This is a genomic window from Kribbella caucasensis (genome assembly GCF_004361855.1).
GTDB classification, from domain to species: Bacteria; Actinomycetota; Actinomycetes; order Propionibacteriales; family Kribbellaceae; genus Kribbella; species Kribbella caucasensis.
In genome coordinates, this window is record NZ_SNWQ01000014.1 from 236206 (window position 1) to 260537 (window position 24332).

Annotated in this window: 25 protein-coding genes; 13 read left to right on the top strand and 12 right to left on the bottom strand. The window is 66.9% G+C overall.

Features of this window, described 5'->3' with window-relative positions; all coding sequences use genetic code 11:
- Positions 1 to 85 precede the first annotated feature (85 nt).
- On the top strand, positions 86 to 2248 hold the full coding sequence (locus EV643_RS27405; protein WP_133803026.1) for an MMPL family transporter: 2163 nt from the start codon (positions 86 to 88) through the stop codon (positions 2246 to 2248).
- A 226-nt stretch (positions 2249 to 2474) separates the two neighbouring features.
- Here the strand turns inward: EV643_RS27405 and EV643_RS27410 are convergent, their stop codons facing one another.
- Positions 2475 to 3095, bottom strand: a complete 621-nt coding sequence (locus EV643_RS27410; RefSeq protein ID WP_133803027.1) for a hypothetical protein — start codon at positions 3093 to 3095, stop codon at positions 2475 to 2477.
- A 541-nt stretch (positions 3096 to 3636) separates the two neighbouring features.
- On the opposite strand from EV643_RS27410, the gene EV643_RS27420 reads away from it, so the two are divergent.
- From EV643_RS27420 to EV643_RS27430, 3 genes are all read left to right on the top strand, one after another.
- Complete coding sequence (locus EV643_RS27420; protein ID WP_133803028.1) at positions 3637 to 4410, top strand: DUF899 domain-containing protein; 774 nt, start codon at positions 3637 to 3639, stop codon at positions 4408 to 4410.
- Positions 4411 to 4426: 16 nt separating this feature from the next.
- Positions 4427 to 4936, top strand: a complete 510-nt coding sequence (locus EV643_RS27425) for a hypothetical protein (protein ID WP_133803029.1) — start codon at positions 4427 to 4429, stop codon at positions 4934 to 4936.
- A 100-nt stretch (positions 4937 to 5036) separates the two neighbouring features.
- Positions 5037 to 5999 (top strand): hypothetical protein, encoded by a 963-nt coding sequence (locus EV643_RS27430; protein ID WP_133803030.1) that lies wholly within the window; start codon positions 5037 to 5039, stop codon positions 5997 to 5999.
- Positions 6000 to 6013: 14 nt separating this feature from the next.
- On the opposite strand, the gene yczE is transcribed toward EV643_RS27430, so the two are convergent.
- Positions 6014 to 6643: a membrane protein YczE gene (gene yczE, locus EV643_RS27435; protein ID WP_133803062.1), complete on the bottom strand. Its 630-nt coding sequence runs from the start codon at positions 6641 to 6643 to the stop codon at positions 6014 to 6016.
- Positions 6644 to 6792: 149 nt separating this feature from the next.
- On the opposite strand from yczE, the gene yczR reads away from it, so the two are divergent.
- The gene (yczR, locus tag EV643_RS27440) at positions 6793 to 8232 is read left to right on the top strand and encodes a MocR-like transcription factor YczR (protein ID WP_133803031.1); all 1440 of its coding nucleotides are present in this window, start codon (positions 6793 to 6795) and stop codon (positions 8230 to 8232) included.
- An 87-nt stretch (positions 8233 to 8319) separates the two neighbouring features.
- The gene (gene msrA / locus EV643_RS27445) at positions 8320 to 8958 is read left to right on the top strand and encodes a peptide-methionine (S)-S-oxide reductase MsrA (protein WP_133803032.1); all 639 of its coding nucleotides are present in this window, start codon (positions 8320 to 8322) and stop codon (positions 8956 to 8958) included.
- 21 nt (positions 8959 to 8979) lie between these two features.
- Here msrA and EV643_RS27450 read toward each other — a convergent pair whose 3' ends face one another.
- Entirely contained in the window at positions 8980 to 9903 is a 924-nt protein-coding gene (locus tag EV643_RS27450; protein WP_166665598.1) for an LLM class flavin-dependent oxidoreductase, read from the bottom strand.
- A gap of 322 nt (positions 9904 to 10225) precedes the next feature.
- Here EV643_RS27450 and EV643_RS27455 point away from each other — a divergent pair, with 322 nt between their 5' ends.
- Positions 10226 to 10579 (top strand): MTH938/NDUFAF3 family protein, encoded by a 354-nt coding sequence (locus EV643_RS27455; protein ID WP_133803034.1) that lies wholly within the window; start codon positions 10226 to 10228, stop codon positions 10577 to 10579.
- A 163-nt stretch (positions 10580 to 10742) separates the two neighbouring features.
- Here the strand turns inward: EV643_RS27455 and bfr are convergent, their stop codons facing one another.
- The 3 genes from bfr to EV643_RS27470 all read right to left on the bottom strand — a co-directional run bounded on the left by bfr (position 10743) and on the right by EV643_RS27470 (position 12901).
- Positions 10743 to 11222 carry a bacterioferritin gene (gene bfr, locus EV643_RS27460; protein WP_133803035.1) on the bottom strand — a complete coding sequence of 160 codons (480 nt, stop codon included), beginning with the start codon at positions 11220 to 11222 and terminating at the stop codon, positions 10743 to 10745.
- Entirely contained in the window at positions 11209 to 11418 is a 210-nt protein-coding gene (locus EV643_RS27465) for a (2Fe-2S)-binding protein (protein ID WP_133803036.1), read from the bottom strand. Before EV643_RS27465 ends, bfr begins: the two co-directional genes overlap by 14 nt.
- Before the next feature lie 94 nt (positions 11419 to 11512).
- Entirely contained in the window at positions 11513 to 12901 is a 1389-nt protein-coding gene (locus EV643_RS27470; protein ID WP_133803037.1) for an LVIVD repeat-containing protein, read from the bottom strand.
- Between the two features lie 438 nt (positions 12902 to 13339).
- Between EV643_RS27470 and EV643_RS27475 the strand changes: the two genes are divergently transcribed.
- Positions 13340 to 14326 (top strand): hypothetical protein, encoded by a 987-nt coding sequence (locus tag EV643_RS27475; protein ID WP_133803038.1) that lies wholly within the window; start codon positions 13340 to 13342, stop codon positions 14324 to 14326.
- 67 nt (positions 14327 to 14393) lie between these two features.
- Here EV643_RS27475 and EV643_RS27480 read toward each other — a convergent pair whose 3' ends face one another.
- Genes EV643_RS27480 through EV643_RS27495 form a run of 4 tightly spaced genes read right to left on the bottom strand, consistent with a single transcriptional unit; the run spans position 14394 to position 17252 of the window.
- Complete coding sequence (locus tag EV643_RS27480) at positions 14394 to 15062, bottom strand: hypothetical protein (RefSeq protein ID WP_133803039.1); 669 nt, start codon at positions 15060 to 15062, stop codon at positions 14394 to 14396.
- 18 nt (positions 15063 to 15080) lie between these two features.
- Entirely contained in the window at positions 15081 to 15806 is a 726-nt protein-coding gene (locus EV643_RS27485; RefSeq protein WP_133803040.1) for an ABC transporter permease subunit, read from the bottom strand.
- The gene (locus tag EV643_RS27490) at positions 15806 to 16522 is read right to left on the bottom strand and encodes an ABC transporter ATP-binding protein (protein WP_133803041.1); all 717 of its coding nucleotides are present in this window, start codon (positions 16520 to 16522) and stop codon (positions 15806 to 15808) included. The genes EV643_RS27485 and EV643_RS27490 overlap by 1 nt, the downstream gene beginning before the upstream one ends.
- Positions 16509 to 17252 (bottom strand): hypothetical protein, encoded by a 744-nt coding sequence (locus EV643_RS27495; protein WP_133803042.1) that lies wholly within the window; start codon positions 17250 to 17252, stop codon positions 16509 to 16511. Before EV643_RS27495 ends, EV643_RS27490 begins: the two co-directional genes overlap by 14 nt.
- A gap of 225 nt (positions 17253 to 17477) precedes the next feature.
- Here EV643_RS27495 and EV643_RS27500 point away from each other — a divergent pair, with 225 nt between their 5' ends.
- The gene (locus tag EV643_RS27500; RefSeq protein WP_166665599.1) at positions 17478 to 18437 is read left to right on the top strand and encodes a S66 peptidase family protein; all 960 of its coding nucleotides are present in this window, start codon (positions 17478 to 17480) and stop codon (positions 18435 to 18437) included.
- A gap of 76 nt (positions 18438 to 18513) precedes the next feature.
- Here EV643_RS27500 and EV643_RS27505 read toward each other — a convergent pair whose 3' ends face one another.
- Positions 18514 to 19308 (bottom strand): CPBP family intramembrane glutamic endopeptidase, encoded by a 795-nt coding sequence (locus EV643_RS27505; RefSeq protein ID WP_202869781.1) that lies wholly within the window; start codon positions 19306 to 19308, stop codon positions 18514 to 18516.
- 195 nt (positions 19309 to 19503) lie between these two features.
- On the opposite strand from EV643_RS27505, the gene EV643_RS27510 reads away from it, so the two are divergent.
- From EV643_RS27510 to EV643_RS27525, 4 genes are all read left to right on the top strand, one after another.
- On the top strand, positions 19504 to 20691 hold the full coding sequence (locus tag EV643_RS27510; RefSeq protein ID WP_166665600.1) for a sensor histidine kinase: 1188 nt from the start codon (positions 19504 to 19506) through the stop codon (positions 20689 to 20691).
- Positions 20692 to 20698: 7 nt separating this feature from the next.
- Positions 20699 to 21370: a response regulator gene (locus tag EV643_RS27515; RefSeq protein WP_133803045.1), complete on the top strand. Its 672-nt coding sequence runs from the start codon at positions 20699 to 20701 to the stop codon at positions 21368 to 21370.
- Between the two features lie 291 nt (positions 21371 to 21661).
- Positions 21662 to 22486, top strand: coding sequence for an alpha/beta fold hydrolase (locus EV643_RS27520; protein ID WP_133803046.1), 825 nt, complete (start codon positions 21662 to 21664; stop codon positions 22484 to 22486).
- A 127-nt stretch (positions 22487 to 22613) separates the two neighbouring features.
- Positions 22614 to 23432: an alpha/beta fold hydrolase gene (locus tag EV643_RS27525; protein ID WP_202869782.1), complete on the top strand. Its 819-nt coding sequence runs from the start codon at positions 22614 to 22616 to the stop codon at positions 23430 to 23432.
- A gap of 103 nt (positions 23433 to 23535) precedes the next feature.
- Here the strand turns inward: EV643_RS27525 and EV643_RS27530 are convergent, their stop codons facing one another.
- A complete protein-coding gene (locus tag EV643_RS27530) occupies positions 23536 to 24234 on the bottom strand; it encodes a hypothetical protein (RefSeq protein WP_133803047.1) in 699 nt (232 codons plus the stop codon).
- Positions 24235 to 24332: the final 98 nt, after the last annotated feature.

A 24332-nucleotide genomic window follows, 5' to 3' on the forward strand; every position in this document is an offset into this window, starting at 1 on the left:
ACCACTTTCTCACTTTTCATACCTACCGTCCGGCAGGTAGTCTACCGACCGACCGGCAGGTAGACAGTTCGATCAGGAGGGTTTCGTGTTCACACGGCTCGGGCGATTCGTCGTCCACAACCCCTGGAAGGTGATCGCCGCCTGGGTGATCGCGGCGATCGCCGTGGTCGCGTTCGCGCCCACGCTGGCCGACGTCACCAACAAGGACCAGGCGAGCTTCCTGCCCGACTCGTACGAATCGGTGCAGGCGCAGAAACTGGCCGCCGACGCGTTCGGGCAGACCAACGACGCAACTGCGAGCATCGTGGTCAAACGCGGCGCCGGCGGTGAGCTGACCGCGGCCGACCAGGCCAAGGTGACCGAACTGGCGACGAAGATCACCGACGCCAAGATCGACCGGGTGACCGGCGCGATCAGCGGTCCGCAGGCACTCTCGCCGAACAAGCAGGTGCAACTGGTCAGCGTCGGCCTGAAGGGGCTGCCCGACGACCAGGCCGTCCTCGACGCGGTCCAGAAGGTCCGCGATGTGACCGGCCCGGCTCTCAGCGACAGCGGCCTCGAGTACGGCGTGACCGGTGATGCCGCGCTGTTCCTGGACAATCAGGACGCGTTCGAGAACGCCTTCGTGGTGGTCGGTATCGCCACCGTCGTACTGATCATCGGGTTGCTGCTGTTCATCTACCGCAGCCCGGTCGCCGCGTTCCTCCCGATGGTCACCGTCGGCCTGGTCAGCGCGATCGCGCCCGGCCTGATCGCCCTGGCGGCGAAGGCGTTCGACCTGCAGGTGACACAGGACCTGCAGACCATCCTGACCGTGGTGCTCTACGGCGTCGGCACCGACTACATCCTCTTCCTGCTGTTCCGGTACCGCGAACGGCTCCGGGCGGGCGAGGATCCGAAGCAGGCCCTGATCACCGCGACCGGCCGGGTCGCCGAGGTGATCGTGTCCGCGGCCGGTGCGATCGTGGTCGCGTTCAGCGCGTTGCTGCTGGCCGTGTTCGGCGGCTTCAAGAGCCTCGGCCCGGGTCTCGCGATCGCCGTCGCGGTGATGGCGTTCGCGGCGATCACGCTGGTCCCGGCCGTGGTGTCGCTGCTCGGCCCGAAGGTGTTCTGGCCGTCGAAGTCGTGGAAGAAGACGCCGAAGGGCGCGATGTTCCGGCGGTTCGGCCAGTTCACCGCCCGGCGCCCGGCCGTGGTCGCGACGATCTCCGGCGGCGTCATGGTCGCGCTCGCGCTCGGCGCCCTCGGGATGAAGGTCGACTACGACGCCTTCAGCCAGCTCCCGGCCGACACCGAGTCGTCCCGCGCGATCAAGGACCTCCAGGCCGGCTTCCCGGCCGGCGCACTCAACCCGACCACCGTCTATGTGAAGAGCACGGACGGTACGCCGCTCGACCCGGCCGAGCTCCAGGAGTACGCCGGGAAGCTGGCGAAGGTGGAAGGCGTCGGGGCGGTGCTCCCGGCCGGCGCCGACGGATCACTCGCGCTGCTCAACCCGGACAAGTCGGTCGCGCAGATCAACGTGGTGCTGGACGACCCGCCGTACGCGACCTCCTCGCTGGATCTCGTCGACGGCAAGCTCAAGGATGCGGCGCATGCCGACGCGCCGGCCGGGACGACCGCGCTGCTCGGTGGCGTGACCGCCAGCTACACGGACATCCGGGACGCGAACAGCCGCGACCTGTCGGTCATCTTCCCGGTCGCGGGTGGACTGATCGCGGTGATCCTGGCGCTGCTGCTGCGGAGCCTGCTGGCGCCGCTGGTGCTGATGATCGCGGTGGTGCTCAGCTTCTTCAGCACCACGGGCGCGACCGTGCTGGTGTTCCAGGGCGCGGCCGGGCACGCGGGGGTGACGTTCTCGCTCCCGATCATGCTGTACCTGTTCGTGGTTGCCATCGGCACCGACTACAACATCCTGATGATCGCCAGACTCCGCGAGGAGGCCGAACAGGGCACGGATCCGCGAACGGCGGCCGACCTGGCGATCGAGCACGGCGGCCCGTCGGTCGCCGCGGCCGGGCTGATCCTGGCGGGTACGTTCTCGTCGCTGATGCTGGCCGGGATGGCACTGCTGACCGAGATGGGCTTCTCGGTCGCGACCGGGATCGCGATCTCCGCGTTCGTGATGTCGATCTTCCTGGTGCCCAGCGTGACCGCGCTGCTCGGCCACCGCGCCTGGTGGCCCCGCAAGCTGAAGATCAAGCCCTCCCCCGCCCCGGAGGAACGCGAGCTGGAGACCGTTCACTGATCTCCCCTCCACGCAGCTGATCTCCGGCTGCACCCCCGATCCGCAGGCAGAGGGGTCCTGCGATACGAGGTCCCGGACCAGATGGTCCGGGACCTCGCTCTCTTACATAACGTCAGTTGTCACCAGCCAATGAGCGTGAAACCGCCTTGCACGGGACGGGCGCCGTTACAGGTTGTGTGTCCCCAGCCGCACTGCACGCATACGCCGCAGAGGGCGCATGCTGGTGTCACCGGGGCGCAGGGGCGAGCGGCCGCCTTGGCGCTGACACGTTTGGCGCGTTTTGACCGACACGACCGTCACGGAGCTGGCCCATGAGCATCAGACCGAACTGGTAGACCCGATCATTCAGGGAGCCTATCTCGCGACCCTCGAACTTCCGCTCGATGTCACTGGCGGTTCGAGTGGTCTCCTCGCCCGCCCGAGCTTCACGCACAACTGCCTCTACGTCCTGCCCGACACGCTTGAAGTCCTCGTAGAGTCGATCAAGGTACACCCTCGCCTCGTCGCCAAAGTGGCTGCCTATCAAGGACAGGTTCGTGTTCAGACGGTCGTTCCATGCGAACAGAACTTCCACATATTCCTTCCGCCGTCGCTCGATCTCGTCCAGATCGAGTGACGCGCCTCGATCTGTGGCAGCAGCCCAGAGCAGACGCTGCATTCGGTAGAGGCGCCGGTCCAGGAGAGACATCAGATCTTGGCAGGCCGCGCCAGCTCGCTCTTGCTCCGCCTGTCGCAGCTGAACATCGTTCTGCCTCGCCCAAGAGCGTTCCTGCAACCGCGCTGCCCACCAGCCGCCAACGACCGTGGTCAGAGCGAAGCCAACGACAATCCCGACGATGTTCTCCACGGATCACTCCTCGGCTCACTTGGCGATCAAGTCATCGTCGTGAACCATTGAGCGAATGTCGATACCGGTGCTGGCCGCATGCGATCAAGCATCCGCATCTGCCCCCGATTCGCGCGGTCATGCCGATGAGTGGGCGACCGGTCACGTGCGCCCCTGTCAGACGTCGGGGTCACCGTCGCGAAGTGAGCGACGATTCGCTCGGTCTCTGCGTCGCGCCGGTCGAGCGTGACCATGCCGATCATCGCTCCGTCGAGATCGACCACGAAGAGGCCAGGGCGCCGCCTGGGCACCTCAGGCACGCGCGCTCGAGCTCGTCACGCGGTCGAGGGCCACCTATAGAGGTGCCCACCTCTGGCGAGGCGAACAGCTCGATGACCGTCGCACGGTCCCGGGCCACGGGGAAGAGGGTCCTGCGATGCGAGGTCCCGGACCAGGCGGTCCGGGATCTCGCTTTCTCAACAGCGCAAGGCACATGTCAAGAACGCCGAACCGGCTCCGACATCCGGTCATGATGGAGTAGAAGCGACGAAGGGAACCGATCATGACGGCGATGGAGAACCTGCCCGACGTGGTGTTGCGCGAGGAGTGGCTCGCCGCTCGCAAGGAACTGCTGATCAAGGAGAAGGAACTGACCCGGGCCCGTGACCGGGTCAATGCCGACCGTCGCCGGCTGCCGATGGTCCGCATGGACAAGCCGTACAGGTTCGAGGGCCCGGACGGGACGGTGAGCCTGCTCGACCTGTTCGAGGGCCGGCCGCAGCTGGTGATGCACCACTTCATGTTCGGCCCGGATTGGGACGTGGGCTGTTCGAGCTGCTCCTCCGCAGCCGACGGGATCGGAAGGCTGCGGCAGCTGCACGTGCGCAACACCACGCTCGTGGCCGTGTCGCGTGCGCCGTACGAGAAGCTCGCCGCGTTCCGGGAGCGGATGGGCTGGACGTTCCCCTGGTACTCCTCGTACGGCAGTGACTTCAACTACGACTTCCACGCCACCCTCGACGACCGGGTCGCGCCGGTGCTGCTTTACTTCCGCACCGAAGCCAAGCTCGCCGAGGCTGGAACACCATGGATCGAAAGTATGCGCGGCGAAGAGTTGCCGGGCATCAGTGCGTTCCTTCGGGTCGGTGGGGAGGTCTTCCAGACCTACTCCACGTACGGCCGCGGCATCGAAGAGTTCCACAACGGATACAACTACCTCGACCTCACCGCCCTCGGTCGCCAAGAGGAGTGGGAAGAGCCGAAGGGACGCGCGGTCCCACTCGGACTGCAGGTCGGCGGACCGGCGATGCGCCTGCCCGACGAATACGAAGCCTGACTACGGAGGTCGCCGCATGACGCAGAATGCCAACCCTCACGACGTGGTCCGTGCGGTGCTGCTGGCTGACTACCGCCCGATCGAGGATTCGATCGACATCGTGCGAGAAAAGTACTCAGGTAAAGACGCCGCGTTCGCGGTCAGCTTTGTGGACCGAGACGGCACCCAGAGGTGTGCCCTCGTCGGCCTCTGTCGGCACGAAGGGGGATGGCAACCATCGGGCGGCTTCATGGGCAGCGCCCGCCCCATCGATCCCCAGGACGTGTGGATGACCTACGGAGGGTGGGGTCCTGGGGGCCCCAAGGAGAGGGCGGTAGTCGGTGGCTGGGTAGCCGACCCATCCGCCGTGGCCGCCCGGCTCACCGACACTACGGGCGACCGGGTGCTCAAGGACAACGTGGTGGACGGCGTGGCCATCTTCATGTGGAAGGGCGAACTTGATCTCCGGCACGCCCGTATGGAACTGCTCGACACGGACCACCAGGTCCTCAGAGCAGGTCCAATGCGCCGCATGGAGCACACCTGATGAACCGCGCCCACCAGTCCTGAGCAGGCGGGGGTCGCGGTAGCCGCTGGCGGGATGTTGGACCGCTGGCGGGTTCTATGCCTTGGCTACCCTCGAAGGTATGGACGCGCTGGGTGGCCGCGCCGGCCGCCGAGAAGAAGAGCGGGACGGATGGCGTCTCACCGATCTCGAACTGCTACCTGGTGGGCAACATGGCTCGGCGGTGGCGGTCAATGACGACGGAACGGTGATCGGGCGCAGTGACACCGAGGATGGTGGCATCAGTCATGCGGTCCTGTGGCAGGACGGCCGGATCACCGACCTGGGCACCCTCGGCGGTTGGGATAGCACACCGTGCGGCCTGAATCGGCATGGCGTCGTCGTCGGATGGAGCGAGACGCGACCAGGCAGGATGGGCGAAAGGCGCCCGTTCATCTGGAGGGATGGCCGGATGGTCGACCTGTCCACACTGGGTGTGCCACAGGGGTTCGTCCCTACCGCGATCAACGACGACGGCTGGGTGGTCGGTTTCAGCGACACCGAACCTGCGAGGGTGACGCATGCTTTCGTCTGGAAGGCGGGCGAGGCGACCGATCTCGGCACCCTGGTCCGGGGTGTCTATCAGCGCTCGCATGCGTACGACGTCGACAACGAGGGCCGGATCGTCGGCGAAGCGAGCGTGGACGGCATGAACACCGTCCCGGTGATCTGGGAGAACGGCCAGATCCGCCGGCTGAGCGACCTCGAAGGCAGGGCCGCTGCGATCAACAGCCGAGGCGAGGTGATGGGGCACACCTCGAACAGTCCCTTCGTGTGGTCTCCAGACGAGCTCACGGTGATCGGTTTCATCAAAGGCGCGATGTCCGTGATGGCGCACGGAATCGACCGCGAGGGCCGGGTCCTGGGTACCGCGGACAACCAGTCGTTCCTCTGGCATCGCGGGCAGTTCGAGTGGCTGCCCAATCCCACGCTCGGGCATGCAACAGCCAGCGCCATCAGTGACGACGGCAGATTCGTTGTCGGCAGCCAGGCCAGCACACCGGATCTGCAGACCTCGCGACCGATGGTCTGGACCCGGCTGTAGCTCGGCTCTCCTTCTTACTTTCGGTTTGGAAGTTGGACGGTGAAGATCGGGAGGAGGACGTGGACCAGAGGGCCGATAGCGAGGGCGTAGGCGACTGTGCCGAAGCCGACGACGCCGCCCAGGAGCCAGCCGATGGCGAGGACGGTGATCTCGATGGTGGTGCGGACCAGGCGGACGCTGAGACCCGTACGGCGAACCAGGCCGGTCATCAACCCGTCCCGCGGGCCCGGGCCGAACTGGGCGCCGATGTAGAGGGCGCCGGCCAGGGCGTTGACCACGATGCCGGCGGCGATGAAGACGATCCGCACCCAGAGGTCGTCCGGCGTGGTGAGCACCGACAGGGTCAGGTCGGTGGCCAGGCCGATGATGATGGCGTTGCTGATGGTGCCGAGACCGGGCCATTGGCGCAGCGGGATCCAGGCCAACAGCACCACGAAGCTCATCACGATCACGACCGTGCCGAAGCTGAGCGGCACGTGGTTGATGATGCCTGAGTGCAGGACGTCCCACGGGTCCAGGCCGAGGTTGCTCTCGATCATCAGGCCCATCGAGGCGCCGTACAGCACGAGCCCGACGTACAGCTGAACGAGCCGGCGTGGGAGCTGACCGGCCCGGAGTTGCTCGATCGGGTTGAGCGCGGCCAACGTACGAGGGGCGGGAGCGGTCGACTCGGTTGTGGTCGGGTCAGCGCCCGTCGGGCCGGCAGCGGCCGAGTTGTGGGTGGCGGTCACAGAGTCCAGTTTGAGTGCCATTGGCCTGGTGATCGATAGCCAGTTGCGGGATAGTGGACTGCATGATCGGGCGACATGTTCCTGCGAGCACGCTGACCGGCCTGCTTGGCGGCTGGGCCGACGCGAGTGGCCCCGCCTACCGGTTGCTGGCCGAGCGGTTGCGGTTGCTGATCGCGGACGGGCGGATCTCGCCGGGCGCGCGGCTGCCGAGTGAGCGTGAACTGACCGACGCGCTCGGGGTCAGCCGGACCACGGTCGCCTCGGCGTACCGGGAGTTGCGGGATCGCGGGTACCTGACCAGCAAGCGTGGTTCGGGCAGCATCACCGCGCTCCCGACGAAGGTCGAGCCGGAACTCGGCCGCCACCACGCTCCCGGGATCGACACGGACGGGCTCTCCGACTTCACCTGCGCCGCGCCGACCGCAGTACCGGGAATCAGTACGGCGGTTGCCGAGGCGCTCGAGGATCTGCCGTTCCACCTCGCGACGCCCGGGTATCACCCGCAGGGTTTGCCCGTACTGCGTGAGGAGGTCGCCGCGTCGTACGAGGCGCGCGGGCTGCCGACGTCACCGGATCAGATCGTCGTGACCGCGGGAGCGCTGGCGGCGACCTCGATCGCGATCCGGGCGATGACGCAGATCGGCGACCGGGTGCTGACCGAGAGCCCGACACACCCGAACTCGGTCGACTCGATCCGCCGCAGTGGCGCCCGCGTGGTCGCCGTCCCGATGGGTCCGGGCGACTGGGACATGCCATTGCTGGAGGCAACGATTCGGCAGACTTCGCCGCGAGCGGCCTGGCTGGTGGCGGATTTCCAGAACCCGACCGGTCGGTTGATGTCGGCCGCGGACCGGCAACGGCTCGCGACCGCGTTCGCCCGCAGCCGGACCACGGCGATCGTCGACGAGACGCTGTTCGAGTTGTCGCTGGAGGGACAGGAGATGCCACCGCCGTTCGCCCTGTTCGACCCGGCCGGCGTGATCACGGTCGGCTCGGTGAGCAAGTCGTTCTGGGGCGGGCTGCGGATCGGCTGGCTCCGGCTGCCCGAGTCGCTGGTCGCGCGGGTCCTCGACGCGCGCGCCTCGCTCGATCTGGGCGCCCCGGTGCTCGAGCAACTCGTCGTCGCCCGACTGCTCCGCGACCGCGCGACGATCCTCCCCGACCGCCGATCCGATCTGCGCGAACGCCGGGACGTGCTCATCGAGGCTCTCCGCGAACACTTGCCGACGTGGCGGTTCGAAGTACCGAGCGGCGGTTTGTCGTTGTGGTGCGAGTTGCCCGCCGCTGTGGGTTCCAGTCTGGTCGGCGTCGCCCAGCGGAACGGCGTACTGCTGGTGGCCGGTTCGCGGTTCTCGCCCGACGCCGCGCTGGAGGGGTTCATGCGCCTGCCGTTCACGTTGGATCCGGACACGCTCCGTGACGCAGTACCGCGGCTCGCGGCGTCGTACGGGCAGCTCACCGAGGGACCGCCGCTCCGGCGTACGGCCACCCTGATCGCGTGACGTCAACGCGCCGTAATCGTCCGGGGGAAGGTTCGCCTCGGCGGAAGCGTTGGGAGACTATGAGAGTCACTCTGCGAGAGGCGTGAGATGTCGTTCTTCAACCGCAACACAGCCCTGGTCGAGCCCGCCGCCGCCCTGCCCGGCCGCGCCGAGCCCGGATTCGCCGTACCGGCCGAGAACATCGTGCTCGGTACGCCGCAGACCGCGCCCGCGCCCGAGGGGTACGCCGAGGTGTGGTTCGGCACAGGGTGTTTCTGGGGTACCGAGGAGATCTTCTGGCAGCAGCCCGGGGTCTACACCACCGCCGTCGGGTACGCAGGCGGGTACACCCCGAACCCGTCGTACGAAGAGGTCTGCACCGGCCGCACGGGTCACACCGAGGCGGTCCGGATCGTGTACGACCCGACCAAGACCACGTTCACCGATCTGCTGAAGGTCTTCTGGGAGACCCACGACCCGACGCAGGGGATGCGGCAGGGCAATGACTTGGGTTCGCAGTACCGCTCGGCGGTCTACTACACCACCGACGAACAGCGCGCCGAGGCCGAGCGCACCAAGTCCCTGTACGCCCCGGTGATCGCGGACCGCGGCTACGACGACATCACCACCGAGATCGCCCCGGCCACGACGTTCTACTACGCCGAGGGCTACCACCAGCAGTACCTGCACAAGAACCCCAACGGCTACAGGTGTCACAGCAACACCGGAGTACCCTTCCCGGCCTGAGCGGAGCTGATGACAAGGGCGTCACCTCCACGTGGCGCCCTTGTTGTGTCTGCCCACCCTCGAAGCACTCGCCCGGGCGGGACGTAGCCCTGCGGTGTCGAGCGCCTCAGCCAGCAGGCTGACCTGCTCCAGCCCTGCGGAGGTCGGGTAGAGCACCACGTCGGTCGTCCCGGCATCGCGCAACGCGGTGAGATGCTCGCGCAGTTCATCAGGGCTGGTGAGCGTATCGGCGCGGGCGACGTCGAAGTACGCATCGCCGTAGTAGTGGTGCACGTAGTGGTCGGCGATGGAGTCGGCTTCCTTGCCGAGGGCGAAGTAGCGGCCGGTGAGGACGCGGGGCCGGCCGGACTTGCCTGCCTTCTGCCAGGCCTTGTGTACGGCGAGTACGCCCTGCTTGAGGACTGGCAGGCCGAACAGCGGGGCTACCCAGCCCTGGCCGTGGGTGGCGGCTCGGCGGTAGGCGGCTGGCACCAGTCCGCCGAAGAGGAGTGCGGGTCGGTCGTCAGGAAGCTGGGTCATCGCCCCGCCCTGGGCGCTCAGCTTGCCCGACCACGCGTGCCGGAACGTTTCCAGCGTCGACTCCCACAGCGTGGCCATCGCGTCTCGGGAAGCATGGCTGGCGGTGTAGTCATCCGGCCAGCCACCCAGGCCGAGCCCCGCGGTGAGGCGGCCGCCGGACAGTTGCTCGACCGAGGCCAGTTGCTTGGCCAGGAGGATGGGGTTGTTGCGCCAGCCGACGTTCAGCACTGTGGTGACGAGCTCCACCTCGGACGTGCGCGCCGCGGCTGCCGCGAGGGCGGTCAGTGGTTCCAAGTTGTCGTAGACCAGCCGGTCGAACACGCCGAGGGAGTCGAATCCGGCGCGTTCGCTGTCGGCGGCCCATTGGCCCAGCGTGCGCACGTCCGCGCCGGGGATCGCAGCCGGCAATCCGATACCGATCTTCACAGGGACCTCCTCCTCACTTGGGGGGCTGAACAACTCGACCTCATTGTCATCGGGACCTTCGAAGGCGTAGTGCGCTCTGCTGGGTAGGGCCGGAAGAGACCCTTGTCGTTCTTAGGAGAGAACGTAGGCCTCGCACCCACCCCGAGGCTTGAACAATTCGGACGTCCCCGACGCCACCCACGGTCCCCCAACTGACACAGGAGGGGCCGCCACCGGGGGTGATCGGCCGGCCCACTGGACGCGTGCGTACCCGCGTGGGAACGTGGATGAGGGATCGCGCAGCACTGGTGCGGCTGTAGATGACGCACGTGGAGGCATTGGGATGGACGTGCGACTACTCGGGTTCGGATCCATCGAGGTTGATGGGCTGGAGTACAAGCATGACATCGTCATCGATGGCGGCGAGGTGCGGAAACGGAAGAAGAAGGTCTCGAAGCCGTACCGCGCTGAATTCGGGCACACGCCTCTGTCGGCCGACGAGGAACTGCCCTGGGGCGGAAGCCGGCTGATCATCGGCACCGGCGCCTATGGCTCGCTGCCGATCATGCCCGAGGTCATCGAGGAGGCCGGTCGTCGGAGTGTGGACCTCGCCGCCCTACCGACAGAGCAGGCCTGCCGCCTGATCGAGGGCCTCGACCGGCATGAGGTCCACGCCGTGCTTCATGTGACGTGCTGACGGCTTCTGCCCAGTGGGGTAAGGAAGCTGCCCACATCGGCACCTGCTCCGTGGGCAACACACGTTGATGCAGTAGCTGCTGTCCGTGCACGGCCCCGCCACGGCATTGCTACCACCAGCAGTACTTGCACAAGAACTGGCGCCGGCACGCGGTTCAGCCGGATTACTTCCCCGGCTCGATCTGCTGGGCGAGGTACTGCTGGGCGCCGACCCGCTCGATCGCGTCGAGCTGGCTCTCGAACCAGTCCGCGTGTTTCTCCTCGTCGCGGACCATCTCCTCGAACACCGCGGCGGTGCCGTGGTCACCGAGGTCGTGGCACTCCTTCGCGGCCGCGTTGAACTGCGCCACAGCGGAGTGCTCGCTCTCGACCCCCAGCCGGAGCATCTCCTTGGCGTCCTCGCCGACCGTCACAGCACCGAGCTTCTGCAGGTTCGGGTGACCGTCGAACAACAGGATGCGGCTGATCAACGCGTCGGCGTCGTTCATCTCGTCGATGGACAGGTCGTAGAAGGCCTTGCCCAGCCGGCCGAATCCCCAGTTGTCGAGCATCCTGGCCTCCAGGAAGTACCCGTTGATCACCGTCAGCTCGAGTGTCAGCGCCTCGTTGAGCAGTACGACGACGCGTGGGTTAACCGGTTGCACCTGCCACCTCCGTGAACGAGGTTGCCGAGACCGACCTCCCATGCTGGCATAACAACCGCTTCAACGAGAAGACGCAGCCGCCACAATTCCGCCCCGCCCCGGTCGCCCCGCACACCTGCGCGAGCGTGCGAGCGCCGCCGTCGATGCTCTCGACGACCTCCCGGTCGCTGACGACCTCGCAATGGCAGACAATCATGCAGGTGAGCCTACCCTAATCGCCATGCTGTAGCCGCGGTCGTGTCAGAGCGGCCCGGGATGTCCGACGTCCGCCGCCGCAGGTCACCAGCGGCTCAGATCCGGCGGAGGATCCAGAGGCCGGAGTTCATGTCGCTGATATAAACCAGGTCCGTCGCGTCGTCGACGACCACGCCCCAGACCTGCGTGGCATTGGTGAGGACTCCGCGTTGGGACGGGCTGACCGGGTTGTTGGCGCTGGGCGGCACGAAGTACGCCACCTCCCGCGGCGCCGTCGGGTCACTCGCGTCGATGACGCGCACCCCGTCGCTGTACCACGACGCGTACACATCGGTACCGACCAGGAACGGGTTGTGGATGGAGTAGTCGCCCGCACCGATGTCCCGCGGGCCGGACGAGTTCGGAGTCTTGTACTGGCTGATCTGCCGGGGCCTTCCGAGGTCGCTGTAGTCGTATACCCGCAGGTAGCCGAAGCCCTTCTCGATGCCTGCGCCCGACGTCTTGCAGAAGTCCTCGTCGGCGGTGAACAGCAGCCGCCGCGTTTCGTCGTACTGCGACGAGTGCCCGTCGCCGTCGGCGTTCGCCGGATAGCGCGTGGTTCCACGGAACGTCGGACGGGCCGGGTTGACCAGGTCGAGGGCGACGAAACCGCTGTCCCAGTACGACACGAAGGCGAGCCTGCCGTCGGCCGACGGCTCGACCGAGTGGCCGAAGATCGGGTCCGGGTCGCACCCTTGACCGGCGGCGGGCGGTCCGCCCAGGTCATGCACGACTCCCCAGTCGGAGATCTCGACCGGCTGGGCCGGATCGGTGATCTCGATCAACCGGAAGTCTCCGCGGCCGGACTGGTCACGCATGCCGGTCGGTGATGCCGAGTCCGGGTACTCGCTGGCCGGCACGCTGGCATAGACGAAGGTCCGGTTGAGGTCGGCACGGTGCTGAACCTCGAGTTCGTGGATGCCACGGGTGCAACAGCCTGTATGGAGCCGCCCGATCTCCACCGGACTGGCCGGGTTCGTCACGTCCCACACCACGAGGCCGCGGAAGAGCGACACGTCGTACCTGGAACTCCCACACGTCTGAATCCCGGAGACAGCGATGTCGCGACCGCCGAACGCGCCGTACCGCGCGGTGAGGACGACGACGTCCTCGGCGGTCGTGCCGGTGGGCTGCTGGAGTTTGGCGACCGGCCTCGGATCGGAAGGCACCCGAGTGTCCAGTACGACGATGCCGGCGTGCGCGTCGTCCGGACAGAACCGATTCTCGCCACCTCCGGACCAGTCCTGGAAGCCCCAGCTGCCGACGTAGGCGTGCCCATCGTGGACCCAGACGTCGGCGTTGTAGCCGCGGTTGCCGAGATCGTGGTGACCCACGACCTCCATGTTCAACGCGGTTCCCGTCGTCGTCGCCGCGCCGGCCGGCAGGCCCCCGAGCAGTAGGCCGACGATCGACAACGAGCACCCGAACCAGACGAATCGCTTCATGGCGCCACCCTTCCCCGATTGGCTCCGCGAGGCTGCGGGGACACCGCCCCGACGCGAGGATCCCCGGCTGTGCCTCAGTTCACTGAGCAGAACACCCCAGCACCTTGGCCACCACCCGGTTGCCACAGGTTGCCCGTCAACACCGCTCCCCTTGTCAGCAACGCCACGCACGTCGCGTTCGCTTACCGACGCTTCATCGAACGTAGATCCGCGTCGCCCGGACGGCAAGCGTCAGCCGGTTCCGCGATGCCAGGCCTTCTATCGCCAGGTAAAGCCACTTTCTCGATCGCGATGCAGAACGTAAGATCCCGCCACGGCTTCCACCAACTCGGTAAGGAAGCTGCCACCTCGGGGGGTCGAGTGGGGGGGTCCCGGGTCTGACGGCCCGGGCATTCGGGTCGCTCCTTCCCCCGTCTAGGTCCATGGGACGGGAGCACAATGAAAGTACGGCCTTTGCTGTGTGGGTTCGGTTTGCTGGCCTCTGGGCTGATCGCCGCACCGGCAGCGAGTGCGGATTCGCCTACTCGGATCCTCAACACGATCACCTCGGTCTCTTGTGTGTTCGAGACGGCACAGGGTGATTACGTCTTCTTCGGAGCATCGTCGACCACCTTGGACGGCACTTCGGGGTCGTACATGTTTGTCGAGACTCCGGATTACAACATGGTCTCGGAGGGCTACGGCGGTACGGCGGTGTTCGCCGGAAACGGCTCGTTCACAGCTGAAGTCTTGCTCCACGACTTCGACACGCAGGAACCGCTGGGCCTCGCGTCGGTCGAAGCAGTCCGCACTTCGCTGGCAGAGCCTGTCACGGAGGAGCTCCAGGAGCGAAGCGGGAACAGCTGGACCACCGGAACGGTGACCACGACCGACTACCGCGTGGACGTCGGGCCCGTGACCGTACCCGGGTACACGGTTCTGGCCAACGACGACGACTGCACCTCTGAGGTCATCACGTTTGACGTGATGACCACCAACCCGGCTGCGGCGATCTATGGGGACTCCGACTTCGAGTCCGCGATCTGCGTCCTGGAAGGGTTTCCCAACGGCCAGGTGGCGCTGAGCCAGGATCGACCGAACGTGCGGTACGACGTCGTGATCGATGACGGTGTCAACCCCCAGGAGGCAGAAGGCTTCCTGCACCTGCCCGGCCGGACAGCCGGCGGTACGGCCCCACTCGTCGATCTCGTCACCGAGCAGCGGATCGGCGAGCTCACGATCAACGTCGAACTGCGTCGCATCGGCACCCGCAGCCAGGAATCGGACACCTTCGACGGCATCACCGAGCGAGGCATCGTGGTTCCCTATCTCGCCACCATCACCGTCAGCACCTCAGACGGCCGCTCCGGCGTAGCGCACTGCTATGCCGAGGACCACACGAACAAACTCATCATCCGCCCAGCCGCCAACGACGGCGGGCACTAACCCGGCCCCAACCGAGCTGGCGCCACCGTCAGGTGGCGCCAGTCGTTCGTCTGGCTGGATGTCGTGGTCATGACCCGCCTTGGTTCAGGCGCCTGGCCATGGCGAGGGTGGCGATGGTCAAGGCGGCTGCCATGACGGGTTGCAGGATCGGGATCGTGAAGTTGGCGACGACGAAGATCGTCAGCGAAGCCGCGTAGGTGATTCCGCTCGCACGCAGCCCGTCGACCCGCGCGGTCGCGGTACCGAGAAGCACGGCGCCGGCGATGAACAACGCGAGGCCGGTGACGGCTGTGGCGATCAGCTCCGGGCCGTACACGTCGGCGTTGAGAGCGACCGCGTACTCTTCACCGGCTCGGTAGGCTCGGCCGATCGCGGGTTGGGCGAAGGCGGCGACACCGAAGAGTGCTGTGTTCGCGACATTTCCAGCGATGCTTAGGACGGCGCCGATCAGGATTCGGCCGGATCGGGCACCGGACCCGATCAGCACTGCCGCCAGGCTGACCACTCCGACGATGCCGACCGCTGCACCGGCGATGCTGGCCACGAGGTGGCTGACCAGGAACGTGTTGGTGGTGACGTAGGCGGCGTACGCCTCGAAGTCAGTGGCGTAGTCAGGCTGTTGCGTCAACGTACTCAGGCCGAGCAGTACGGCGTAGACCGGCAGTGCCCACACCCCGCGGGAGAGCATGGTGTGCACAGTCGTAGCGCTGAACGTCGGGGTTGCGGGAGCGTGCATGGTTCCTCCTGGGAACGCTCAGGCGGGGTCGCGGTGGACGAAGGCGAGTGATCCCGCGATGACGACGATCGCGGTGTACGCCACGAAGACGAGGGCGCCGGCCCATGGCTGCAGGAGCGTCGGGCCGCCGTCGTACAGCACGGCGTCGGCCGCGTGGCCGGGTAGCCACTTGGCGATCGCGGGAGCTCGGGTGACTATCGGCAGGATGCCCTCTAGCACCAGCCTCCAGACCAGCACGGCAACGATGGCGACCGTGCTGCTGCGCAGCAGTGCTCCGGCACCAGCTGCCAGCACGGCCCACGCTGCGCCAAGGGCGGCAACGCCGAGCACGGTTGTCACGACGTCGAGGCTCCAGTCGACCTGTACGTCGTGCTTCAACCGCAGCGTCACGACGGCGGCCATGACACTCACTGCCGATCCCACCACGGCGATCAGCGAGCCGTACACGGCGACCACGATGGCTTTGGCCACGATCACGCGGGACCGCTGCGGAGTCTGCAACACGGTGGTGCGGATGGTGCGGTGGTGGAACTCCCCGGCCACCGAGAGCACGGCCACGATGACGGCAAGGAACCACATGGGCTGGCCGGACACGACGACGGCGGCGGTCGGGGTGACGTCCTCGCCTGCATCACCGAGAAAGAAGCCTCCGAGTGCGGAGATCACGACCGCGACCGCAAGGACGACCCGTGAGATCAGCAGCGTGCGCAACTTCAGCGCCTCGGCGGCGATCAAGTCCTTCATTACGGTTGTCCCTTCTGGATGAGGCCGAAGAACAGGTCCTCGAGCGAGTCGGACGCTGTGGTGTCGAAGAGCTCGGTCATCGAACCGTGGATGATCAGGCGCCCGCGATCGATGACCATGACGTCGTCGACGGTCTGGGCGAGTTCGGCGAGCAAGTGGCTGGAGACGAGCACGGTCCGGCCCTCGGCTGCGAGCCCGCGCACGAGCCGTCGCAGCCAAAGCACACCGGCCGGGTCGAGCCCGTTGGCCGGCTCGTCGAGGATCAGTGTCTCCGGGTCTCCGAGCAATGCGCTCGCGAGCCCGAGCCGCTGACGCATGCCCATCGAGAACCCGCCGGTACGCCGAGGGGCCGCGTCGCCCAGGCCGACCAGCTCCAGGACCTCATCGACCCGGCGTTCGTGTATCCGGGACACCCGGGCGAGTACCCGGAGCGAATCGCGGGCCGACCGGCGTGGGTGGAACACGTCAGGGTCGGTCATCGCGCCGACGACTCGCGCCGGGCTGCGCAGATCGGCGTATTCGAATCCGTCGATGGTGGCCCGACCGGAGGTCGGCCTGGTCAGCCCGAGCAGCATCCGCAAGGTGGTGGACTTTCCGGCACCGTTGGCGCCCAGGAATCCGGTGATAGTGCCTGAATCCAACGTCACGCCGAGATCCTCGACGGCTGTCACCGTGCCGTAGTGCTTGGTCAGCCGATGGAGCTCAATTCGTCCCATGACCGGTCCTCTCGATAGTTGTGTGAGGGTTGCGCCACTGGTCGTCGCTCAGCTGGAGGATCCGGGCGGCGATGGCCGTGGCGGTGGCAAGTGCCAGGGCGTACTTGGCGAGACTGAGGTCGACTGCGCCGGCCGGGAAGGCCTCGATGGCGACGGCCGCGGCTGCCGGCCCGACCACCCACAGCGGGATCAGCCGACCGCGGTACAGCGCGACGGGAAGCAGCACCACAGAGATGGCGTACGCCGTGATGAGCGGCAGCACGACCGCGCCACCGGCGCTGGAGCCGATGGCTTCGAGCGTGTCGATCGCGTGGGCACGGCTGGCCGAAGAGGTCACGATGGCGGGCAGCAGCAGCGCGAACGTCGAGTACGCCGTGTGGCCGAGCGCGCCCATCACCCCGAGAAGCGCCGCCGCCCGGGCGAGGTATCGGCCCCGGCCCTGCACCAGTCGCGCCGCGCCGATCACGCCGAAGACCAGCAGGATCGACGACACCACCATCACGATCGCCTCGGCCATCAGCCGGCCGGAGGCCTCGGTCGCGATCCAGTAGAGCTCATCGGGTCTACCGGAGTTCGGAGGCGCAATGACTCCGCCGACGGCGACCAGTGCCGCCGATCCGACCAGGCCGACCGCCGTGACGGTCCTGTGTACGCGCGCCTGGCTTGCGGATTCGGCTGCGGCGTTGCGGCGTTGCTGCTGTTGCGACATCGGGTTCACGTCGTTCTCCATCCGGCTTTGGCTCCGATGTCTTCGACTGTGCGGCGTTCGCGGCCCCGCATGCGTCCACCCAGGGATCGGCGCGAGCGTCTGGCTGGTGGGTCGTGCTGGACTGGGTTCCACCCGTGGGTGGACCTCGCCGCGGCCGCCGGGTGGATGTCGAGACCTGGGTTTCCTTGGCAGACTTGCCGGCATGACCGTGCGCACCGCGCTTCGGGGTCCGTCAACGGACCCGTCATGAAGACCGTCGTGGCGAAAGCCGCGCCACCGGGCTCGACGATCGGCGTCGTCACGCCGGGCAGCCCGGCGGAAAGCCGTGCTCAGGTCGAGCGCGCCGTTCGCCGGCTGGAAGAGCACGGGTATCGGGTCAAGCTTGCTGCCGGAGCACTCGAACGCCAGGAGTGGCACGCCGGCAGCCCTGAGACCCGCAGCCGCGATGTCCAGGACGCCTTCGCAGACCCGGAGATCGACGCCGTCCTGACCATGCGCGGCGGCTACGGCTCCGCGCAGCTCATCCCGCTCCTCGACTTCGAAGCGATCGGGCGCAACCCGAAGGCGTTCATCGGGATGTCCGACATCACCGCATTGCATACGGCGTTAGGCAGGTTCGCAGGTCTGGCGACTTTCTACGGCCCCTCGTTGACCCACTTCGGAAGTCCATCGGTGCCTGCGCTCACCAGTGAGCGGTTTCTGAAAGTACTGTCGGGACAGACGACCGGAGCGGTGCCGCCGGACTCGGAGCGGCTCAACCTCATCGGCCTGGTGGGCGGGCGGGCCAGCGGCCGGATCGTCGGCGGCTGCCTGAGCGACCTCCAGCACACGATCGGTACGCCGTGGGAGTTCGAGCTGGACGGCGCCATCTTCTTCTTCGAGGAGACCGGCCGTGCACCGATTCAGATCGACCGAGCCCTGCTTCACCTCGAACAGAGCGGCAAGCTCCAGGGCGTACGGGGAATCGTGGTCAGCGAGTTGGCGGGCTGCGAGTGGGACGAATGGACCTCCGCGCCACATACGAAGACGCTCGAGGAAGTCCTCCTCGATCGACTCAACCATCTCGGCATCCCGATCCTTTACGGGCTGCCACTCGGCCACGGTCCGAGCATCGCGACCCTGCCGCTCGGGGTGGAGGCCACCGTCGACGCCGATGCGATGACCCTCACCATCGACCAGCCCGCATTCGAGCCGACTAGCGGTTGACCACGCGATAGCTGCCGCAGGCAGCGGACAGGGACGCGGGAGGACGCGAGATCGTGTCGATCTCGCGTCCGCCGCCTTAACCGAGTACCACGGTTAGCAGAACCACCAGGAAGAAGACCGTTTCCACTGAGTGGATGGCAATGCCCATCAATGCGCTACGGAACCTCTTGGTGGGTCCGGCACACAGGAATCCGGTGGCCACGGCATTGGGGATGACCCACGGCTCGTGCAGATGGTAGATGCCGAAGAGCAACCCGTTCACCACCCAGTCGGCCCGGCCGAAGGCCCCGTTCATCCGTGGGAGCAGCAGGCCCCGGAACAGCAGTTCCTCGCCCAGGACGGTGTTGAGCACCAGTTCGACAGCGACCAGCGCGTACAGACCCCACGCGTGATGGAACGTCTGCCGGCCCGCCTCGGATCCGAGGAACACGCCGAGGTTGTGGTTCGCGGGGCCGGTCAGGCCGAAAGGCGCCAGATCCACCGCGGCCAAGGCCGATGCGTAGGCGACGACCCACCACCACAACCGCCCGCCTCGCCTGGTCGCGGTGTGCGGGGACCTCAACCACAGCCGATCGCGCAGCGAGGTCCACGACGGATCACGACGCTCACGGATCACGAGGAAGAGCACCAGGACGGCCTGCCACAGCAGGCCGAGCGTCAACGCGACCAGCAAGCTGACGGCGAAGCGCTTCTCGGAAGCGCCGTGACCCGCGAGAGCCGGCGCCACGAGCCACGCCAGCACCCCCATCGGCACGGCGGCAGCAGCCCAGACGGCCAGCACCATCCGGCGGGTGTACTGCGGCAGCTGTACGGGATCCGCATCCCTCGGCACCGCAATGTCGCGGTGCTGTTGTTCCGACATCGCGTTCATGTCGTTTCTCCCTTGGGGATTCATGACTTCGATGTCGTCTACGCTGCAGCGTTCGCGGCCGCGTAAGCATCCATCCGGGGATCGGCGCGAATGTCTCGCGGATGGGTCTTGCCGGGGTGGGTTCCACCCGCGGGTGGAAGCCCGCGGCCCGCAGGGTGGATGTCGAGAGTCGGGCTCGCTGGCAGAATCGTTGCCATGACCGTGCGGACCGCGCGTTGGGGTCGATCGGTGAGCACTCGGTGGTCGGCCGGCTTCCGATCGGAGTCAGCGCGAGAGGATCTGCTGCTCGGTGGCGTGGTTGGGTTCGCCGGGCTGCTGGAGATCGTCGCAGGTGCGGTTGATCAGCATCGGCTCGTCGCCTCGGTGTCCGTGATGGGCATGGCCGCGGCGCTGGTGTTTCGGCGCCGTCACCCACTCGTCGTGCTGGTCGCCGTGCTGCTGCTGTTCCTGATCCAGTCCGTGGCCGGCGTGCCCGCCAATGCTCAGCTGGCAACGTTGGCCTGTGCGCTGATCGCGGCGTACTCGGTCGGAGCTCACTCGGAGTTCGCCGCCGCGGCGGCGGGACTGCTGCTTGGTCTGCTGGTCGTCGTTGGTCTCATCTATGCCGACGGGGGTGGGCCTTCTGACTACGGGTTCGGTGCGTTGGTGGTGGCCGGCCCGTGGCTGACCGGCGTACTCGTGCGGCGCCGCGTCGTGGCCGCCGCCGACTCCGACGCGAAGGCGGCCGCCGTCGCCGCATCCGCGCAGGAGCGGGCGCTGAAGGCCGCCGAGGATGAGCGAGCCCGGATCGCGCGCGAGCTCCACGATGTGGTGTCACATGGCCTGTCCGCGATGGTGGTGCAGGCCACTGCGGCAGCCGAACTGCTCGACCGTGATCCGGAGCGCGCACGCGCCGCGATGCACGAGGTCCAGCGGACCGGGCGAGAGGCGATGGTGGAGATGAAGCACCTGCTCGGTGTGCTCCGCCCGTCGGAAGGACAGGCTCGCCACCCGCAGCCGACGCTGGATGAGGTGGCGGAGCTGGTCCGCGCCGAGCAGGCGTCCGGGCGCACCGTGTCGCTGGAGATCGCGGGCGGTCGACGCGAGCTGCCCCGTGGCCTGGCGCTGTCGGCCTATCGCATCGTGCAAGAGGCGCTGACCAACGTGCGCAAACACGCGGGCGACGCCTCGGCCCACGTGTGCGTGCGCTTCGAACCTGCCGCACTCCAGATCGAGGTGATCGACGACGCGGAGCCGTCGGGATCCAAGGTCGCGGATCCCGGCTACGGACTGGCGGGTATGCGGGAGCGAGCCCAGCTGTACGGCGGCCGGGTCGAGGCCGGTCCCCGCACCGATCGCCCGGGCTGGTACGTCAGAGCCACGTTCCCGCTCGAGCAGAAGTGACCGCCGCATGATCCGGGTGCTCATCGTCGATGACCAGGCGCTGGTACGGGCGGGGTTCCACGCGATCCTCGAAGCGCAACCGGATCTGGAGGTCGTGGGTGAGGCCGACGACGGAGTCGGCGCGATCGAGCAGGCGCGCGCGCTGAGACCGTCCATCGTCTTGATGGACATCCGGATGCCCACGCTCGACGGGATCGAAGCCACCCGCAGGCTCTGCGCCGATCCTGACTGGCCTGGGCGAGTCGTCGTGCTCACCACCTACGACGCCGACGAGAACGTATGGGACGCGCTGCACGCCGGCGCCTCGGGGTTCGTCCTGAAGACCACGACCGCAGGCGAGCTGGTGCACGCCGTCCGCACCGTGGCCGCGGGCAAGGAACTCCTGGCACCGGAAGTGACCAGGCGACTTGTGCACGAGTTCGTGTCACGCCCGCGACCCGGTGCCAAACCGCAACCCCTCGCGGAGCTCACCGACCGGGAGGCCGAGGTGCTGCGCCTGGTCGCCGCCGGGCGTTCCAACGCCGACATCGCGCTCGAGATGTTCGTCGCCGAATCAACCGTGAAGACCCACATCAACCGGCTGTTCGCCAAGCTCCGCGTGCGCGACCGCGTCCAGGCCGTCGTACTCGCGTACGAGTCGGGCTTCGTCGTACCCGGCCAAGAGGAACCTCGGTCCTGAGACCCTCACACGGACGCGGAGCCAGCGGAGCCGACGCAGGTACGACAGGCACTCGACCGAACGACCGGCGATTCATACGGGGAGCGGTTCGCTGTATGAAGACATGAGGGCTCGTCAGTTCGTCTGTCTCGCGTTAAGGTGACGTGGGGGTGGCGAGGCCACCAAACCTCTTGCTGACAAAGGGTTTCGTACCGACGACGATCGGCGCGGACCCCAAGGCCTGGGCCGTTCCGAGCCCGTCCAGGTCCAATTGAGTCATGCCCGGATGACGTGCTCGAGGGGGGCACCACAGTGGGAACGATCACGACCAGCGACGGTACCGAAATCTTCTACAAGGACTGGGGCGACGGCCAACCGATCGTGTTCAGTCACGGCTGGCCGCTGTCAGCCGACGACTGGGACAACCAGATGCTGTTCTTCCTGCAGCACGGCTATCGCGTCGTCGCCCATGACCGCCGCGGTCACGGCCGGTCCATGCAGACCGGCGGCGGTCACGACATGGACCACTACGCCGATGACCTGGCCGCAGTGGTCAAACATCTCGACCTGCACGACGCCATCCACGTCGGCCACTCGACCGGCGGCGGCGAAGTCACGCATTACCTGGCCCGGCACGGCGAAGGCCGGGCCGCCAAGGCCGCGCTGCTCTGCGCGGTCCCACCATTGATGGTGAAGACCGACGCCAACCCGGACGGCCTGCCCAAGGAGGTCTTCGACGACCTGCAGGCCCAACTCGCGGCCAACCGCTCGGAGTTCTATCGCGCACTGCCGTCTGGGCCGTTCTACGGGTTCAACCGGCCGGGTGCGCAGCCCTCCGAGGCGATCATCGCGAACTGGTGGCGCCAGGGCATGATGGGCGGAGCGAAAGCCCACTACGACGGCATCGTCGCGTTCTCGCAGACCGACTTCACCGAGGACCTGAAGAAGATCGCCATCCCGGTGCTGGTGATCCACAGCGAGGACGACCAGATCGTTCCGTACGTCGCATCAGGCCCGAAGTCGGCGGAATTGCTGAAGAACGGGATCCTCAAGACCTATAAGGACCTCCCGCACGGCATGCCGACCACACACGCCGATACGGTCAACGCCGACCTGCTGGAGTTCTTCCAGTCGTAGCGCTCTGCCCGCGGGCAAGCATTACTCGACGCGGTACGGCGTACTGCCGTGCGCCGTACCGAATCATCCACGACTTCGTCATGCTCTACGCCCTCCCGGCGAACAGTCGCCTGACGAAAGGATCTCGATGAACAGCAAACGACCACATCCGCGTGCGCTGACCGTGCTCGTGGCCATCCTGGCCATGGTGCTGACCGCAGTGACACCTGCGGCGGCGTCAGACTCGGGCGGGCCCAAGCCCACCGTCGTGCTGGTCCATGGCGCGTGGGCCGACGGATCCAGCTGGGCCAAGGTCACCAGCCGTCTCCAGGACCACGGCTATCCGGTCCGCGTGCCACCGAACCCGTTGCGCAGCCTCAGCAACGACGCCGCAACCATCAGGAACTTCCTCTCCACAATGTCCGGACCGATCGTCCTGGTCGGCCACTCGTACGGCGGTGCCGTCATCACGAACGCGGCGACCGGCAATCCGAACGTGAAGGCGCTGGTCTACGTCGACGCGTTCGCGCCCGCTCAGGGCGAAATGATCTTCCCACTGGCTGGCGCCGACTCCGCGTTGGCCGTCGATCCCACCACCGTCTTCGACTTCGTCCCGTACCCGGGCGCGCCCGCGGGTGACGTGGATCTGTACCTCAAGCACGACACCTTCGTGACGTCGTTCGCGTCCGGGGTGCCACGCCGCGAGGCCGAGAACCTCTATCCCTCCCAGCGGCCCCTCACCCTCAGCGCCGGAAACGAGCCATCAGGTACGCCGGCCTACGCCACGATCCCGTCCTGGTACGTGCTCGGCACCGGTGATCGCATCATCACGCCGTCCGCCCAGGAGTTCATGGCCCTCCGCGCCCACGCCACCATCACCCGAGTCGCAACCGGCCACCTCGGCCTGGTGTCCAACCCGAGTGCAATCACCAAGGTGATCGAACGAGCCGCCCAGGCGACGCGCTGACAGCACAGAAGAAACAGCCTGGACCTGGGGACACGCGGGCCGCGGAGTCCCCAGGGGCAACGTTCTATCGCAGGCTCCCGCCAGCTACCTCGCGCAGCTGGTGTCAATGCTCAAAGATGTCGGGCCTCGGCAAAGATGCCGGGCCATGGCTAGCCTCGATCGCACTGTTGGTCCTGGCGCGCAAGAGCGAGAAATCGTCGATCATTTCAACGGCCTCAGGCAGCGCCTTGGTCAAGTACAGTGACAATCCGAGCAACCAGCGACCGAGGGGATCCTTGGCCTCGAACCGGACGACGGTCTTGCCTATCCGCACCCGGTGGTTCGGCAGCTCCCGGTGATAGAAGATGTGAGCCGCTCTGGCTGACTCCTTGAATCCTTTGCGGCCGAGTGCCGTCAGAATCTCCGAGCTGGCCACCTCCCTCAGTTCTTGAGCACTCGCGGTGGTGGTTTGATACTCCCCGCTCTGATATCCGCTGTACGGCTCCGGCTGGGTCACGGACTCGGCGAGATGCATGACGGCCCGCAACTCGTCCGCCTTGGGCGTCGGCGAGAAGAAGGCCTTGGAGTACCTCGCCAGATCAGGCTGGTCCGCTGAGGTCAATCCAGCCAGCGGATCGCTGTCCTCCGAATAGACCGCCTCGGCCAGATCTTGGTATTCCGCGGGCCAGCGAAGTTGCAGTCCGACGAGCCCGGCGATCAGGCGATGATTGATCCGCATCGCTCGCATGCTGGCAATACTGAGCAGCAAGAGAAACGAATTGATGAACCGTTTGACTTGCCGCGGGTTCGCCGCCAGACCCATGGTGGCTCTTCGATCTTGACCGGGCACGACACGCGGTCTCTGCCTGCGGGGTAGGGGCTCGTGGCCTCTGAACACTGGCTGTTGTCGAGACAGTTCAG